General features: G+C 65.0%; 15 protein-coding genes. 5 read left to right on the top strand and 10 right to left on the bottom strand.

Going from position 1 to position 16,107, the window contains the following annotated elements; all coding sequences use genetic code 11:
* Positions 1–31 precede the first annotated feature (31 nt).
* Positions 32–901, bottom strand: a complete 870-nt coding sequence (locus ACZ0BA_RS16290) for an alpha/beta hydrolase family protein (RefSeq protein WP_463452261.1) — start codon at positions 899–901, stop codon at positions 32–34.
* A 1-nt stretch (position 902) separates the two neighbouring features.
* Entirely contained in the window at positions 903–1,682 is a 780-nt protein-coding gene (locus ACZ0BA_RS16285; protein ID WP_463452260.1) for an alpha/beta fold hydrolase, read from the bottom strand.
* 154 nt (positions 1,683–1,836) lie between these two features.
* On the opposite strand from ACZ0BA_RS16285, the gene ACZ0BA_RS16280 reads away from it, so the two are divergent.
* Both ACZ0BA_RS16280 and ACZ0BA_RS16275 read left to right on the top strand, forming a co-directional pair.
* Positions 1,837–2,742, top strand: coding sequence for an alpha/beta hydrolase (locus ACZ0BA_RS16280; protein ID WP_463452259.1), 906 nt, complete (start codon positions 1,837–1,839; stop codon positions 2,740–2,742).
* A 136-nt stretch (positions 2,743–2,878) separates the two neighbouring features.
* The gene (locus tag ACZ0BA_RS16275) at positions 2,879–4,495 is read left to right on the top strand and encodes a methyl-accepting chemotaxis protein (RefSeq protein WP_463452258.1); all 1,617 of its coding nucleotides are present in this window, start codon (positions 2,879–2,881) and stop codon (positions 4,493–4,495) included.
* Between the two features lie 6 nt (positions 4,496–4,501).
* Here ACZ0BA_RS16275 and ACZ0BA_RS16270 read toward each other — a convergent pair whose 3' ends face one another.
* The 6 genes from ACZ0BA_RS16270 to ACZ0BA_RS16245 form a co-directional block, all read right to left on the bottom strand.
* Positions 4,502–5,896 (bottom strand): DUF3422 family protein, encoded by a 1,395-nt coding sequence (locus tag ACZ0BA_RS16270; RefSeq protein WP_463452257.1) that lies wholly within the window; start codon positions 5,894–5,896, stop codon positions 4,502–4,504.
* A gap of 172 nt (positions 5,897–6,068) precedes the next feature.
* Positions 6,069–7,094 (bottom strand): 2-hydroxyacid dehydrogenase, encoded by a 1,026-nt coding sequence (locus tag ACZ0BA_RS16265; RefSeq protein ID WP_463452256.1) that lies wholly within the window; start codon positions 7,092–7,094, stop codon positions 6,069–6,071.
* Positions 7,091–7,639, bottom strand: a complete 549-nt coding sequence (locus ACZ0BA_RS16260) for a DinB family protein (protein ID WP_463452255.1) — start codon at positions 7,637–7,639, stop codon at positions 7,091–7,093. The genes ACZ0BA_RS16265 and ACZ0BA_RS16260 overlap by 4 nt, the downstream gene beginning before the upstream one ends.
* 16 nt (positions 7,640–7,655) lie before the next feature.
* Entirely contained in the window at positions 7,656–9,203 is a 1,548-nt protein-coding gene (locus ACZ0BA_RS16255) for a hypothetical protein (RefSeq protein WP_463452254.1), read from the bottom strand.
* 58 nt (positions 9,204–9,261) lie between these two features.
* Positions 9,262–10,536 carry an NAD(P)/FAD-dependent oxidoreductase gene (locus tag ACZ0BA_RS16250; RefSeq protein WP_463452253.1) on the bottom strand — a complete coding sequence of 425 codons (1,275 nt, stop codon included), beginning with the start codon at positions 10,534–10,536 and terminating at the stop codon, positions 9,262–9,264.
* A gap of 63 nt (positions 10,537–10,599) precedes the next feature.
* A complete protein-coding gene (locus ACZ0BA_RS16245) occupies positions 10,600–11,337 on the bottom strand; it encodes an HAD family hydrolase (protein ID WP_463452252.1) in 738 nt (245 codons plus the stop codon).
* A gap of 101 nt (positions 11,338–11,438) precedes the next feature.
* Between ACZ0BA_RS16245 and ACZ0BA_RS16240 the strand changes: the two genes are divergently transcribed.
* The 3 genes from ACZ0BA_RS16240 (at position 11,439) to ACZ0BA_RS16230 (ending at position 13,611) form a co-directional block, all read left to right on the top strand.
* Positions 11,439–12,437 carry a LysR family transcriptional regulator gene (locus ACZ0BA_RS16240; protein ID WP_463452251.1) on the top strand — a complete coding sequence of 333 codons (999 nt, stop codon included), beginning with the start codon at positions 11,439–11,441 and terminating at the stop codon, positions 12,435–12,437.
* 94 nt (positions 12,438–12,531) lie between these two features.
* Positions 12,532–13,131: a LysE family translocator gene (locus ACZ0BA_RS16235; protein WP_463452250.1), complete on the top strand. Its 600-nt coding sequence runs from the start codon at positions 12,532–12,534 to the stop codon at positions 13,129–13,131.
* Between the two features lie 36 nt (positions 13,132–13,167).
* Complete coding sequence (locus ACZ0BA_RS16230) at positions 13,168–13,611, top strand: hypothetical protein (RefSeq protein WP_463452249.1); 444 nt, start codon at positions 13,168–13,170, stop codon at positions 13,609–13,611.
* Here ACZ0BA_RS16230 and ACZ0BA_RS16225 read toward each other — a convergent pair whose 3' ends face one another.
* Together ACZ0BA_RS16225 and gluQRS are read right to left on the bottom strand one after the other, a co-directional pair.
* Positions 13,612–15,114 (bottom strand): CYTH and CHAD domain-containing protein, encoded by a 1,503-nt coding sequence (locus tag ACZ0BA_RS16225; RefSeq protein WP_463452248.1) that lies wholly within the window; start codon positions 15,112–15,114, stop codon positions 13,612–13,614.
* A gap of 68 nt (positions 15,115–15,182) precedes the next feature.
* Positions 15,183–16,106: a tRNA glutamyl-Q(34) synthetase GluQRS gene (gene gluQRS / locus ACZ0BA_RS16220; protein ID WP_463452247.1), complete on the bottom strand. Its 924-nt coding sequence runs from the start codon at positions 16,104–16,106 to the stop codon at positions 15,183–15,185.
* Position 16,107: the final 1 nt, after the last annotated feature.

The raw sequence follows: 16,107 nt of genomic DNA, 5'->3' as shown, positions 1-16,107 counted from the left end.
TTGCATCGGACCATACGGCGGCCAATTGTCCTTACAAGGTCTTGGCCAGCCAATCGGCTGTGATATCGATCACCCGCTTTGCCGCCGGGCTGTTCGCCTCGAACACGTTAAAGACATGATCGGCTCCATCGATCATCTCCGCCTGCGCCGGTTTGCCCGGCGCGATCCGGATCAGATCCAGATCGCGCTGCGGCAGATAATCCTTACTGCCCCGGACCGTCAAAAAAGCGCCGCGATACCCGGCCAGCGATTTGTCCAGATCCACACCTTTGAAGCTCTCGTAGAACTCGCGCTTGGTGGTGATGGTTTTCCATCCCGGGATCACTTCCGAGGCGACGCCGTCGCGCACCGCCTTCTGTGCCGTCGGCTTGGACATAAAGTACTTATACAAGTCGCCACTCGGCGTCGACCACACCACCATGCTGCGAAACCATTCCGGGTGCTTGCTGCCCACCACCATCGCGGTGGCGCCGCCCAGACTCCACCCCAGTACCGCGCTGTGCGCGATCTTGACGCCAGCCTGCTTCTGCAGGAAGGCATAGGCGGACTCGGTGTCCGCCACGCGGGTGTCGAGCGTCGAATCGATATCGCTGCGCATGCGGCCACCTTCGCCACGGAAGTTGATGCGCAACGAGGCGATGCCCATCTGCGCCAGCCGCGCGGACATGCGTTTGCTCAGGTCTCCGGCGCCATTCAGGTCGTCGGCGAAGCCGTGCAACATCAACACCGTGCGGCCGTCCCACGTGCCGTCCGGCGTGACCCATTCTCCGGTGACCTCCGGCGCCACCGTCACCGGCTTGACGCCGGCATGCGACAGGGCGGCGATCCCGCTGAAGGCCAATGCCACGAGGCCGCGTTGAATGAGCGAGGCCGCGCCGCGCGATGGAGAGTTGTTTTGCATGTCAGCCTTGAGGGAGGTCTTCACCGCGCAGGAACGCGGCGATTGTGTGGTTGATCGCGTCGCCGTGGGTGATCGGACCCATATGGCCGCCGCGTGTTTGCAGCGTGCGCGCGTTGGGCAGCGCGGCCGCCAGCTGCGCGGCCAGCGACCGGGTCGAGGCGGGACTGTGCTGGCCCGACATCACCAGCGTGGGCATCGTCAGCTGCGCCAGATCTGCAAGGGCAACGGGCTCGCCCAGCAGCGCCTCGAAATCCAGCTTGACCTTGGCGATCTGCGCGATCATCTTGTCCTGGGCCGACGCCGGCGCGGCGTCGAACGCGCCGGGACGGTTCCAGTAGTCGATGAAGATGCGGGTGGCGTCGCGGTCTGTCGCACAAGCCATGATGCCGCCGACGACGGTCACGATTTCCACGCGCGCCGCGTCGTTCTCCGGCAGCAGGTGGAAGGCGACCGGCTCGAACAATGTCAACTTGCGTATGCGTTCCGGCATGCGGCGCGCCAGGTGCAGTGCGGCGACGCCGCCGAACGAGTGTCCGACCAGGTGGAACGCTTCGTCCGGCGCCAGTTGCGCGGCGATGGCCCTGGCGATGGCGTCCGCTTCGTGGGCCAGCGTATGGGTGTATGCTTCGCCCTGGCCTGCGCCGGGCGGATACGGCGCGGCGCCGTAGCCGAGTAAATCGAGCGGGATGCAGCGAAAATCGGACGTGAGCTGTTCGACCAGTGTCGCCCATTGGGCCTTGGAACTCATGGAGCTATGCAGCAGAACGATGGCCGGTTTCATAGAAGGCGGGAGAGCGAAACGAAGCGTCGATTATACCGGTTCGCCCCCTGTTGCTTGACAAACGGCGGCCCGGCCGCATTTAGCGTTCACCAAGGCCAAATGTTTTTGTACGCTGGCGTACAGCAGAGAGCCAAGACAAGGGTAAAGTAGAGGGATGGACAATTCTAAAAAAGTCGCCGGGCTGGCCGGCATCGTCAGCGTGCTGTGGATGGGATTGACGGCGGCCGTCGCGGCCAACCAGAAACGCCTGCTGTTTAATCCCCTCGGCAGCCGCCGCGAGGTGCTCAAGCCATATAGCACCGGCCATCGCACGCGCCCAATCGTGGTGCGCGCCAAGGACGGCACGCGTTTGTCCGGCTGGCTGATGACGCCACTGGTGGCGGGACAGACGCCGGGCGTGATTTATTTCGGCGGCCGTTCCGAGGAAGTGTCCTGGGTGGCGCGCGACGCCGGCAAGCTGTTTCCCGGCATGGCGGTGCTGGCGGTGAACTACCGTGGCTACGGCGATTCGCACGGCGATCCGGCAGAGACGCACTTCGTCGAGGACGGGCGCATGCTGTTCGATTGGCTCAGCGAGCGCCATCATGTCGATCCGACTCGGATCGCGGTTGTCGGCCGCAGCCTCGGTTCCGGCGTGGCGGTGCAGGTGGCGATGGAGCGCGAGGCCAACGCCATCGTGCTGATCACACCCTACGATTCGATCCTGGCGATCGCCAAGCGCAAATTCAGGACGCTGCCGGTGGAGTATGTGCTGCGGCATAAATTCGAGTCGGTCAAATACGCGCATCAACTGAAGGCGCCGACCTATGTGCTGCGGGCGGCGTCCGACGACGTGGTGCCGCATTCGCATACCGATCTGCTGGTGCAAAAACTCGGCACGCTGCACGCGGACGAAATCGTGCCCGATTCGGACCACATGAACATTCCCTACCTGGAGGCCACCCAGCAGCGCATTGCCGGCTTCCTGACCGAGAGGTTCAGCCAGCCGGTTCGACTGGTGCGGGACGACGCTGCCGATAGCGCCGGCCAGTCAATCCAGCCGCCCGCCATGGCCGGTTAAAAGAGTCATTACCCGGGACTTGTGGTTGATGTGGACTGTTGTTTAAGGGTAACAATTTAACGTTTAGTCGTTGTTTTGCGGATATCATGGCTCCGTTGCTGCGCATTCGCAGCGTTTCCCTCACAGGACGGACCCGATGTTCCAATTGCTAAACAACATTAGTGTTAAACGTCGTCTGATCCTGGGGTTTGCCAGCATTTTGCTGCTGGCGCTGATCGCCATCGTGGTCAGCATCACCCGCCTGAACAGCGTGTCCGCCGCCACCCGCCACATGATCGACGAGCCGATGGCCACCGAGCGCTATTTGCAGGACTGGTATCGCTACATGTTCGCGGCGGTGCCGCGCACCACCGCCATTATTGTCAGCACCGACGCCAGCCTGGGCGACTACTTCGCCGCCAACATCAAGGCCTCCTCCGACGCCTCCACCGCGCTGCAAAAACAGGTCGAGGCACGCATGGACAGCGATGTCGAGAAGGCCCTGTTCGCGGAGTTGGGCGCGCGCCGCAAGGCGTTCCTCGGCTCCCGCGACGCCGCCCTGGCCCTCAAGAAGGCTGGCAAGGTCGAAGAGGCGCAACAGCAAATGCGCGAGGTCTACACGCCGGCCAGCGTCACCTATCTGGCATCGGCCGAGGCGCTGTTGAAAGAGCAGCGCCGCCAGATCGACAGCGCCACGCAAGAAATCGAACAAATCAATGTCTCCAGCCGCAACATGATGATCGCGCTGGGGATCGTGATCCTGCTGTTGGGCGGCACGCTGGCTTTCGCGCTGGGGCGCTCGATCGCCGAACCGCTGGAGCGCGCGGTGGCGCTGGCGCGGCGCGTGGCTGCGGGCGACCTGACCTCGCGGGTGGAGAATCAGGCGCGCGACGAAACCGGCCAACTGCTCGACGCGTTGGGCCAGATGAACGGTAGCTTGTCGCAGCTGGTCGGTGACGTGCGCCTGTCGACCGACACCATCACCGTCGCGGCCCAGGAGATCGCGGCCGGTAACGCCGACCTGTCGGCGCGCACCGAGGCGCAGGCCGGCGCACTGGAGGAAACCGCCAGTTCGATGGAGGAGCTGACCAGCACTGTGCGGCAAAACGCCGACAGCGCGCGCCACGCCAACGAATTGGTGGTGGCTGCCAGCGGCATCGCCGTGCGCGGCGGCGACGTGGTCGGGCAGGTGGTCGAGACCATGGGTTCGATCAAGACCAGTTCCAGCAAGATCGTCGACATCATCGGCGTGATCGACGGTATCGCCTTCCAGACCAACATCCTGGCGCTGAACGCCGCCGTCGAGGCGGCGCGCGCCGGCGAACAGGGTCGCGGTTTCGCGGTGGTGGCTTCCGAGGTGCGCAACCTGGCGCAGCGCTCGGCGTCGGCGGCCAAGGAGATCAAGAGCCTGATCGACGATTCCGTCGGCAAGGTCGACGAGGGCGGGCGGCTGGTGGACCGCGCCGGCCAGACCATGAGCGAGGTGGTCGCCAGCGTGCAGAAGGTGGCCGAGATCATGGGCGAGATCACGCAGGCGAGCGAACAGCAAAGCTCCGGCATCGAGCAGGTGAACCGCGCTATCGGGCAGATGGACGAGATGACGCAACAAAACGCGGCGCTGGTCGAGCAGGCCGCAGCTGCCGCCGCCAGCATGCGCGAGCAGGCGCAGGCCTTGCTGTCGCAGGTGGGACGCTTCACGGTGGAGGGCGGCGCCGGTGGTGCCGGTGCCCGCGCCGGCGCCGGCAAGCTCTCGACGCGCCTCCGGCTCTCCTGACCGTCGTTACGCGGGATGGCGCTGCGCGGCCGCCGTGCTGCGCGCCGTCAGCTGCTTGTGCACGCGCCGCAATCCCATCCACACAGCCAGGATCACCACCGGCACCGCCAAGCCTTGCAGGATGTCCGGATTGACGGGCAGCCCGGCGGCCTTCATCGCCTTGCCGGCGTAGCCGATCAACCCCAGCGTGTAGTACGAAATCGCCACCGCCGACAAACCCTCGACCGCTTGCTGCAAGCGCAGTTGCTGGGCCGCGCGGGCGTCGAGCGATTGCAGGATCTTGCGGTTCTGGCGTTCCTGCTCGATGCCGACGCGGGTGCGCAGCAGGTCGTTGCTGCGGGCGATACGCTTGGCCAGCGCTTCCTGCCGCTGCGAGACGGAGGTGCAGGTGTGAATCGCCGGCGCCAGCCTGCGGCCCATGAATTCGGCCAGCGTCGGAATACCGGCCATGCGCACTTCGCGCAGCTCGTGGATGCGCGCCTGCACCAGGCTGAAATACGCCTGCGACGCGGCGAAACGGTAGCTGTTGTTGACCGATAGCTTTTCCAGCCGCGCGGCCAGGCTGGTGATACGGTGCAGCAGGTTCTGTTCTTCGTTCGCGTCGGGACCGCGCGCTTCCAGCGACTGCGGCATGTCGGCCTGCACCAGCGTCGCGGTCAGGTCGGCCAGCTCGTTCTCGATGCCGTTCAACAGCGGCTGCGAGGCTTCGGCGTGCGGCAGGCCGAGAAGGGCCATCATGCGGTAGTTCTCGATTTCCAGCAGGCGCCCGACCAGGCGGCCAGCCTGGAATTCGCGCAGGCCCAGATCGCGCACGATGAAGCGGCTGAAGCCATCGGGCTGGATCAGGAAATCGGTCCACACTTCGGCGCCGCTGCCTACGCTGCTGCCGACCATCGATTTACCTTGAAACAGTGCGGCGATGGCCTGCTCGTCGGCGCCGGCGTTGTCGCCGTTGCGCAGCACGACATGCGAGGCGACGATGATTTTTCCATACAGGCCGGCCAGCCATTCCTGTGGCACGTGCTGCAGCGGCATGCGGTCGAACGCGGTGCGAAAGTCCAGCCCCGGCTCGCCGCGCTCGACGAAGGTGTAGGTGGCGAACTCGGTGTGGCATTCCCACTTCAGGCGAAAACGTCCAAAGTCATGGAAGAAGTAGCGCGCCTGCGGATGCGGACCGGCCACACCATAGTGGGTGCATAGCTGCTGCAAAATCTGGTGCTGCGTGCCGCGATGGTATTTTTGGGAAGGCTGGTCCTGCTGCAGGTAGAGCGCGAAATGGGTCAGGCTTTCCGGCGCCTGTAATTGCAGGAAGGGGCGTGAGTGGATCTCCGCCGACAGCGGCACCCGCATCGGGTGGTTCAATTTGGCGAAATCGGCGGTGGCGCGGTAAGCGAGGGACATGACCTTCTCCGGTGGACGCTATTATTAGTTATGGAAAAGCCGGATTGTTGCAGTGCAGTATAAGCCAGGCGCGGCGCGGCCACAACCGCGCGGTGCGCATGGCCGTCATGCGTATCGGTGATGTTACCGGGGAAAACGCCGGCCGGTGATCACTTTTTTGAGGATTGCGATGCTAAGTCGGCTGGGTGGCAAGCGCGTTCGCGGTCGGCTCGCCGCGCGTGAAGGCGGCCAGGTTGGCGAACGTGACGGCCGCGATTTCGCGCATCGCTTCGATGGTGAAAAATCCCTGGTGGCCGGTGACCAGCACATTCGGGAACGTCATCAGCCGCTGGAAAACGTCGTCGTCGATGATGTCGCTCGAATGGTCGTGGAAAAACAGGTCGCTTTCCTGCTCGTAGACGTCGATCGCCAGCGCGCCCAGATGCTTGGACTTGAGCGCGGCGATGACGGCCATGGTGTCGATCAGCGCGCCGCGCGAGGTGTTGACCAGCATCGCGCCGGGCTTCATCCGCGCCAGGCTCGCGGCGTCGATCAGGTGGCGCGTGGCCTCCACCAGAGGGCAATGCAGGGAGACGATGTCCGATTGCGCCAGCAGCTGGTCCAGGGTGACCCGCGTGGCGATCGCGCCCAATTGCAGCTGCAGTTGCGGCGCCGGATCGCTGACCAGCACCGTGCAGCCGATGCCCTTGAAAATCTGCGCGGCGGCGGTGCCGATCTGGCCGGCGCCGACAATGCCGACGGTCTTGCCGTGCAAGGTCATGCCAAGCAGGCCGTCTAGGACGAAATTGCCTTCTCGGACGCGCGCATAGGCGCGGTGAGTGCGGCGATTGAGCGTCATCACCAGCGCCAGCGCGTGTTCGGCCACCGCTTCGGACGCATAGGTGGGCACGCGCGCCATGAACATGCCGAGCCGCGCGCCGGCCTGCACGTCGACGTTATTGAAGCCGGCGCAGCGCAGCAGCACTGCGCGCACGCCCAGCGCGTGCAAGGCTTGCAGCACCTCCGCATCGAGGATGTCGTTGACGAAAACGCACACCACGGCGCAGCCGTGGGCCAGTGGCACCGTGTCGATGGTCAGGCGGTTATCGAAATAGACGGCGTCGATCGGCGACGCCGGCGTTGCCTCCACCGCCTCGAGCCGCGCTTCGTCGAGGAAGCGGCGGTCGTAGGGTTGGGCGCTGTAGACGGCGATTTTCATGGAGATTCCGGTTCCAGGTCGGGTAGCCACAGCAGCAGGTCGGTGACGCCGATGTCGACGCCGGCCTGGGTCAGCAAGGTGCTGGCCTGGCCGCGATGGTGGGTCTGGTGATTGAAAAAGTGCGCGAGCACGCCACCGAAATGCTTGCGGTACACGTCCCCTTTGGTGCTGCGGTATTCGAAGCGGTGCGCCAGGTCAGCGGAGGTGAGCTGCTGCGCCCAGTCGCTGATGATGGAGTCCAGTTGTTCGCGGTAGGGGCGCAACGCGGCCAGGTCGTCGCTGAAACGGTGCGTGAGGCCATCCGGCTGCGGCATGTCGCCCATCGCGGTCAGCGCCGGGAAATTGGCCGGGTGCGTGGCGAAGCGTTTGAGCCAGATGGTGTCGCCGGACGGCAGGTGGTTCAGGGTGCCGGAGAGGGAGCCGAAGAAGGCCTTGCGGTCGGCCGTCAGTTCGCCCGGCGGCAGCCTGGCCGCCGCCGCGTAAAGATTGCGGTTCATGTCGGCGTTGTAGGCTGCCAGCAGGACGAAGTGTTCGGGTGTGCTCATTCGGTAGTCGGCTGGCTCAATTCGACGTCAGCGCGTCGGGGTCCGATTGCAGGAAGATGGCGTCGTTCACCTTGGACAGCATCTGCGCGCGCTCGTACTCGCCCATGGACTGGTCGCCGTCTTGCGGGTCGAGCGTCGGCAGCAGGTCGCGCGTCATCGCCTTGCCGGACGGCGTGGTGTGATCGCCTTTGAGTTTGCCGAGCGTGTATTCGAGCACCCGTGTCGAGCGGCTGGCATGCATCTCCAGCGAGGCCTTTACCAGCTTGCCCTTGTCATACTCGATGCTGGTGGTGCTGCTGGCCGATTCGTCGATCATCATGTATTTGTAGTTTTGCGAATGCGGGTCCAGGTCCAGCGCCAGGGTAGCGGTCGGGGAGACCGGCGCGTGGTAGCGGGCCTTCAGGTTCGACTGCTGTTGCTGCGAGAGCGCGAGGTCCATCTGCGAGCGGCCCGAGATCCTGGTCTTCTGCGACAGCTCGTAGGCGAAACTGTCCTTCTCGGTCGATTTGGCGGGATTGGACGCCACCTCGGTCTGCGTGACCGAGGCGGTGAAATCCGCCAGGCCGGTGGTGGTGGCGCGATCGCGGTCGGTGAGCAGCATGTCGCGCGGCGCCACGGGCGGCGTGCCGTAGTCGCTGTTCATGTCGACCAGCGCGTCCTTGAACATGGTCAGCATGGCGGCGTTGCCCTGGCCGCGCATGCCGGCCTGGTCGACCTGCTGCAGATAGCGGTTGAGGGCCTTGGCCTGCTGGTCCTTGCTGCCCCAACTGGCGGGCTGGCTGAGGTCCACGCCGATTTTTGCCACGCCATCCGGGCCGCTGAAACTGACGGTGCGCTTGCTGCTGTCGGCATGGAATTCAAGCCGCTGCGTTTCCTTGGGATTGAGCTTGACCTCACCCTTCAGATCGACCGAAGACAGCACCGCGCCATCGAACTGCGTTAGCCCGGCCAGGTCGACGCGTGGCGGGTCTTCGGTCAGGCCGTCGACCGCTTTTTGAAACGCTTCCGATAGCTTGCCCAGCGCCTTGCGTTCGACTTCCGTGAGCTTGCCGCTGCTTTTGGCTTCGACCGCGATGCTGTTGTCGCCGGCGTCCAGCGACAGCTCGACCGACACGCCGCTGCGGGTGGTGATGGTCAGGCCGATGCGGTTGTCGCCCATGCCATGCTGCGACACTTGCGAAGGCGATACCAACATCTCGTAGGTATCGGTTTGCACGCCGGTGGGGGCCTGCTGGATCGATTGCGAGAAATCCTCGCCATCGTAGGCGACTTGCTTCAGCAATTCAGCGCCCATGCCCTTGAGGCGTCCGCCCAGCGGCTGTTCGGCGAAGTTGCGCACCATGAGCATGCTGGAGGTGCTTCTGGTGCGGTTCTCCCACACCACGGCCTTGGGCCGCCGGTCATCCTGGCCGCCGCTAAGCGATACGCGGGTCGACGCGTCACCGCCACCGACGCCTGACATCGCGCCGCTGGCGGTCTGAGAGGTGGAGCGGGAGGGCGTTGCGCTAACGCCGGCCACCGCGTTGGCGGCCGGGTCGCGGCTGATTGGAGTGATGGTTGTCATGAACCCATTATAGAACGGTTCACCGGCGTCAGGACACCGGCGCAAACAAGGCCATAAATCAGTGCAAGCGCACCGGCGGCAGGATCTTCGCACGCAGCCAGTCCACAAGGGTTTGGGTCGCCATGCGCAAGCTGCCGTGCAGCTGCAGCAGGTGTTTTTGGTACATCAGCGCGTACAGCAAACTGGCGGCGGCGCCACCGACGCGGATGCTCTTGCCGGTGAGGGCGCCCGTCAGCACGCCGACCGCCGCCTGCGGCCCGAGCGACACCAGCGAGCCGTAGTCGTGGTAGCGGAATTCCGGCCGTGGCCCGTCGTCGCGTCGCGCCAGCAGCTCGGCCAGGAACATGGCCTGCTGGTGTGCGACCTGCGCGCGCGGCGGCGCAGCCCCTTTGATCGGACAGACGTAGCTGGCGCAGTCGCCGAACGCGTAGATGCGGCTGTCGCAGGCCGCGCGCAGGCTGGAGTCGACCACTATCTGGCGGATGTGGTTGAGCGTCAGGCCGAGCGTGGCGCACAACTCCGGCGCTTCGACGCCGGCCGCCCACAAGGTCAGGTCGGCGCGGTGGACGACGCCGGCGGTGTCGATCACCGCGTTGTCGGTGACGTGGGCGACCGCCGTTGCGGTGCGCATGTCGATGCCGAGCGATCGCAGATGGTTGGCGGCACGCTGCGATTGCAGCGTGTGCAAATGCGGCAGCAGGTTGTCGCCACGCTCAATGACGGTGATGCGGATGTCGCGTTCCGGATCGAGCGTGTGCACGCGATAGTCGGCCAGCGCGCGGGCGCTGTTGCTCAGTTCCGCCGCCAGTTCGACGCCGGTGGCGCCGCCGCCGACGATGACGACATTGAGTTGTTCCTTGCGCTCGCCGGCGCGCACGCAACCATCGACGAAGCGGCGGCGGAACGCTTCGGCATCGGCCACGCTGTCGAGCGTCATCGCGTGGCGGGCGGCGCCCGGAACGCTGTAGAAGTTCGTGACCGCGCCGAGGGCCAGCACCAGCTTGTCGTAGCCGATGGTGCGGCACACGCCGTCGTCCTGGCGGCCGCCGCGCGGGGTGAGGGTGATGGTTTGGTGGGCGCGGTCCACCCACAGCACTTCGCCTTGTACGAATTCGAAGTCGTGGTCCAGCGCTTGCGCGGTGAAGGATAGTTCGGTGACCTGCGGGTCGCACTTTCCGGAGGCGACGGTGTGCAGCAGCGGTTTCCAGAAGTGTCCCGGCGAGCGGTCCACCAGCAGGATGCGGGCGCGTTTGGTGGCGCCCATTGTGTCTCCAAGACGGGTGGCGAGTTCCAGTCCGCCCGCACCTCCCCCTACGATGACGATCGTTTCCATTTTTTTCTCCAGGTTGGTGAGTCGATTTGTGACCGTGGCGGAGCATGGCTCCGCGTTTGCGTCCTATGCCGCCAGGTGGTGCGCTTGCCGCTGGTGCGGGCTTTGTTGTTGCTGCTGGTCGGGCGTGTAGGGGCTGGAGCGCAGTTCGTTCAGCGCTTCGAAGGTGATGAACTGGCGGGGACGGACCACGTCGGCGCCGTAGGGCGCGACCGAGACCGTCCACAGGCCGGCTTGTGCGGCGGCGCGCAGGCTGGGGACGGCCGTGTCGATGGCGATGGCGTCGCCCGGCGCCACGCCCATCGCGTGCAGGGCCCTGGCATACGGGCCGGTGCCGGACGGGCCGTCGAAACTGGCGCCGCCGGTGACCACCGTGAACACGCTGTTGACATGCGCGCCGAAGCTGTTGGCCAGCAGCGCCGATGTCGCGGGCGCCGGCAGGTCGGTGAGTATGCAGATTTTGCAGCCGGCGGCGATCGCGTCGTCGATCAGCATCAGCGCGGCCGGCAGCGCCGCCGGTGGACAGTCCGTGATCGCCTGGTGGAACTGGCGGTGCTTGTCGGCGTATAGTTCGGCCGCGCGGACTTTGTCGCGCGAGGATCGCTTGCCGGTGACGGCGGTGTCGAGCGCGGTGCCGATGGCGCGTGCATAGCCGTGGGTGGCGGCGGCCGCGCGCAGTGCCGGCGCGGTCCAGCGTATCGACAGGCCGGCGTTGGCGAAGGCCGCGTTGCAGGCCGCCAGATGCAGCGCTTCGGTGTCGAACAGTACGCCGTCGAGGCCAAGGAAGATCACGTCTATGCTCATCTCGTTCCCTCAAAATTTGATCTATCGCATTGACGTAAATATAACGGTAGAATCTACAAAAGAAAAATTAAAGATATTCGATAATTGATAAGGGAGCGCTTATGTATCACGCCAGTTTCCGCCAGCTGCAATCGCTGGTGTTGGTGGCCCGCCACGAGAGCGTGTCGCGCGCGGCCGAGGCGATGCACGTCACGCAGCCTGCCGTCTCGCTGCAACTGCGCACGCTGGAGGACATCGCCGGCATCGCGCTCACGCGCAAGGTGGGGCGCAACATCCAGCTCACCGCCGCCGGCGAGGTGATGGCCACCTTCTCGGAGCGCATCCTGCGGCTGCTCGAGCAGGCGGGCGACGAACTGGCGGCGCTGCAGGGCGTCACCAGCGGAACCTTGCGCATCGGCGCGGTCACCACCGCCGAGCATTTGCTGCCGCCGATGCTGGTGCCGTTCACGCTCGAGCGGCCGGACGTGCGCCTCAAGCTGCAGGTGGGGAACCGCTCGGAGATCGTCAACATGCTGGCGCGCCAGGAGATCGACCTGGCCATCATGGGCACGCCGCCGCGCGAGTTGCGCACCAACGCGGCCAGATTTGCGCGGCATCCAATGGCGTTTGTCGCCAGTCCCAATCATCCGCTGATGAAGAAGAAAAAGATTACGCTCACCGACGTGATGGCCGCCAACCTGATGGTGCGCGAGCGCGGCTCCGGTACCCGCACGGCGGTCGAGAAACTGCTGCGCGAAGCCGGACATCCTGCCGAATTCGGCTCCGAGGTCTCAAGCAACGAGGCGATCAAGCGCATGGTGTCGGCCGGGCTGGGGTTGGGATTTTTGTCGGTCCACGCCTGCGGGCTCGAATTCGAAGCCGGCCTGCTGGCGATCCTGCCGATGCAGGAAAATCCGGTGGAGGCGGATTGGCACATCATGCACCTGAGCGGCCAGCCGATACCGAAAGTGGCCGCCTCGTTCCAGGATTTCGTCATCGAGAACGGGCAGGAGCTGGTGCGGCGGGAGCTGGAGAGCTTCTACAAGCTGCTGGGCCGCCAGCGCAAGCCCGCGCGGGCGCCCGCAAAGGAGAGGGCGCCCAAGGTCGTATCGGCCAAGTGACCAATACACGTGGGTGCTCAGTGTGCACAACTGTACCGGTACGCGCCAGCACAGTTGTGACTACAATGGGCTGGTCTATCGCCCTGGAAAAATCATGTCGCCCGAACTCTTGCTGCCGCTGTGCACCTTTGCCGCCGTCACGTCCATCACGCCCGGACCGAATAACGCGATGATCATGGCTTCTGGCCTGAACTACGGGTTCAGGCGCTCGTTGCCGCATCTGTTCGGCATCACTTTCGGTTTCGCCTTTATGATTTTCGCGACCGGGATGGGTTTGCACGCGGTGTTCGTCCAGTTTCCGATGTTACAGCTGATCCTGAAGTACGTCGGTGCGATTTACCTGCTGTGGCTGGCGTGGAAGCTGGCCAACGCGGCGCCGATGAACGCCGAGCAGGCCGCGCGGTCTAAACCCATGGGCTTTGTCGGCGCGGCGGCGTTCCAGTGGATTAATCCCAAGGCGTGGGTCATGTCGATCAGCGCGATCACCACCTACCTGCCGCAGGGGTTCGGCGCCGGCGACGTGGCCCAGCTGGCGCTGGTGTTCAACGCGGTCGGCACGATCGGCGTCGGCGCGTGGGCGATGTTCGGCGTGGCGATGCGCCGTTTGTTGCAGGATCCGCGCTCGGTGCGCATCTTTAACGTGGTGATGGCGCTGCTGTTGGTTGCCACGCTGTATCCAATTCTCGTGGGCTGATACCATGGCGGCTTGACTTGATTTCAAGGAATGCCCATGTCCCGCCGTATCTTTGCCGCTATCGTTCCCGCCACCGTCCGCGCCGCCTTGTTTGCCGCCGCCATCGTCACCAGTGCTGGCGCCGCCACCTTGCCGTCGAACCTGATGCTGCCCGACCCCGAACTGGCCGCGCGCGGCGTCGTGGAGCGCTGGGTGTTCAGCATCAAGCTGGAATCGACCGACCTGAAGGGTATCGAGCCTTGCCGGCGGATATTGGCCGAGCGTGGCTACGCGCCGGTGCTGTCGAAGACCGCCAGTTCCACCATGCCGGAGCTGCATTTCAAAATCGAGGGAAGCAAGGAATATCCGCTTGCCAGCGAGGAGGCCGACCAGGTGTTGTCGGCGGTGGCGCAGGCCAAGTGCGCCGGCGCGCTGGCATGGACGGTCACGTCGAAGCCTGGGCCAGTGCCAGTGCCGGCTGCGGGCGGCGCGGCGCGCTGATCAGCGCGGCAGCTTGAGATGGTGTAGCGTGTCGCGGATATCGTCCAGATCGACCGGCTGTTGCGATTGCAACGCATGTAGATAGCCGCGCGCGTAGCCGATGCTGTCGGCCGCGTCCGGATGCTGCGCGGCCATTTCCTGCAGCAACCGGTCGGCGGTGATCAGGTCGTTGTGCTGGCCCAGGTCGGACTGGATCGCCGCCAGCGTTTTCAGATATTCGCGCGAGCCTTTTTGCCGGTATAACGAGTGGAAAAATTCCAGCGCATAGCGGCCGCGCTTGGCCGCGATGCGCGTGCGATGAATGGAAACGGGGTCGTCGTCGTCCATGCGGTTGGCGCGCTTGATCAATTGCTTGTGAAGGCGCTGCATCGTCGAGTGGACGAATTTCGGCAGCGCACTGTCGGGCACGTCCGTCGCGATATGCTGCATCCACACGCCCATAGACAGCAACAGTTGCGTGTAGCGCGGCGACAGCAGCGCTTTGGCCGCCGCCTTGCGGTAGCCGCGCGCGGCGGCCAACGCCAGCGCTTGCAGTTCCATCAGCGCGTTTTTGCCGCCGGGATTGGACTGGATACGCGGTAGCGTGGACATCAGCAGCACGTCGGCGTCGCGGGCCGCGCCCAGTTCGGTGCCCAGCCAGGCGATGTCGGCAGCCAGCGCTTGCGGACAAGGCGCGACGTTGTCGAACAGTTTGAGCGCGGAACGCAGGCGCCGCAGTCCCACGCGCATCTGGTGCAAGGTTTCGGGATCGTCGCCATGGATGACGGCTTCCTCGTTGCGCTGGATGTGTTGCAGGCAGTTGTCGAGGATGGTCTTGAGCGCCTGGCCGACGGTGTTGTGCGGGTCAAGGCTGAGCGCCTGCGCGCGGTAGGGCGCGGTGCCGGTTTGCCGGCACAACAGATAGCCCCGCTCGGCCTTGCTGATGTTGCTAAGGCGCAGGGGAATCTGCTGATGCAGTTCCAGCGCGAACGCATACAGCGCGGCCGGTTCGCCTTCCTTGAGTTCCAGTTCGATTTCGTTGATGTCGATTTTGCGGCCGTGGCGTTCGATGTGGCCGTGATCGAGCACCATTTCGATCGCACTGCCTTCGATTTCCAGATCCCAGGTGTGGCGTTCGACCTCCACCACAAACAGCGGCTCCAGCCGCTCCTTCAGATCCGGCAGGTCCAGCATGTCGCGCCATTGCGCGTCGTCGCCGATCAGCTTGCGCAAGCGGCCCAGGCGCGGCCATGCGCGGTCCACCGGACATTCCCACTCATTGCGGCTATGCAAGCCGCTTTGCACGCTGCCGCCGGCCTTCATCGTCTGTATCCACTCGTCGCCCACCTTGCGCACGCGCAAGCCTGCGCCGTGGTGCAGGAAATGCAGATCGGGCGTATCGAAGTAGCGCGCGGTGGTCTGCTGCGTGCGCACGGGTCCGCTGGCGTGGGCGGCGATCAGCGGGTGCGCCATCAGCGCGTCGTTGTCGGCGGGGGCGAGTATGAGTTTGAGTTCGACTTCCATGGCGCCAGTGTAGATGAAAAATCCGCGCGGGCGGCGCACGGCTCTGTCAGGCTTGAGCGAGGTCGAGACTAACGCGAAATAGGCGGATTCCGCAGAACTTGTGCCCACGCCGGCGTGGCCGCGCGCCAAAAGCCTTCGATGGTGTCGGCCTGGACATCGATGCCGAGGAACCGCGCGGCCGGCAGCAGCGCCTGCTGCAGCAGCGTTTCCGCCGGAGCGCCGTTGTCGAAGGCCGTGGCCCCGGTCTGCTTGGATAATTTCTCGCCCAGTTCGTTGACCACCACCGGCACGTGCAGGTAGCGCGGCTGCGGCAGGCCCAGCGCTTGCTGCAAGTAAATCTGGCGCGGAGTGGAGTCGAGCAGGTCGGCGCCGCGCACGATATCGGTCACGCGCTGGTCGCCGTCATCGACCACGACCGCCAGTTGATAGGCCCAGAAACCGTCGGCGCGCTTGACGACGAAGTCGCCGGCCTCGTCGGTCAAATCCTGGCTGACGTGGCCGGCCCAGCGGTCGTCGAAGCCAATCACGCAGTGGGGCGACTGCGGCACTTTCAGGCGCAGCGCGCGGGCGCTCTTGCCTGGCGCCAGGCCGTAGCGGCAGGTGCCGGGATAGATCAGCGCTTGCGCTTGCCTGCCGGTCAGGCTTAGTTGCGAGTCGGCGATTTCCTTGCGGGAGCAGCCGCAAGGGTAGACCAGTTCGTCCAGGCGCAGCAGCGCTTGCTCGTACAGGCCGGTGCGGCGGCTTTGCCAGGTGACCTCGCCGTCCCAGCGCATGCCGCAGCGTTGCAGCGAGGCCAGGATATGCTGGTCGGCGCCGTCGACGTTGCGGTCGCCGTCGACGTCTTCGATGCGCAGCAGCCATTGGCCGTGGTGCGTTTTGGCGTCCAGATAGCTGGCCATGGCCGCCACGAGCGAGCCGATGTGCAGCGGGCCGGTGGGCGAGGGCGCGAAGCGGCCAATGTAGGTTTTTGCAGTGTTGTTGCGATCGGTCATG

This window comes from Duganella sp. AC917, assembly GCF_979258245.1.
This window is presented reverse-complemented; position numbering and strand designations above follow the sequence as displayed.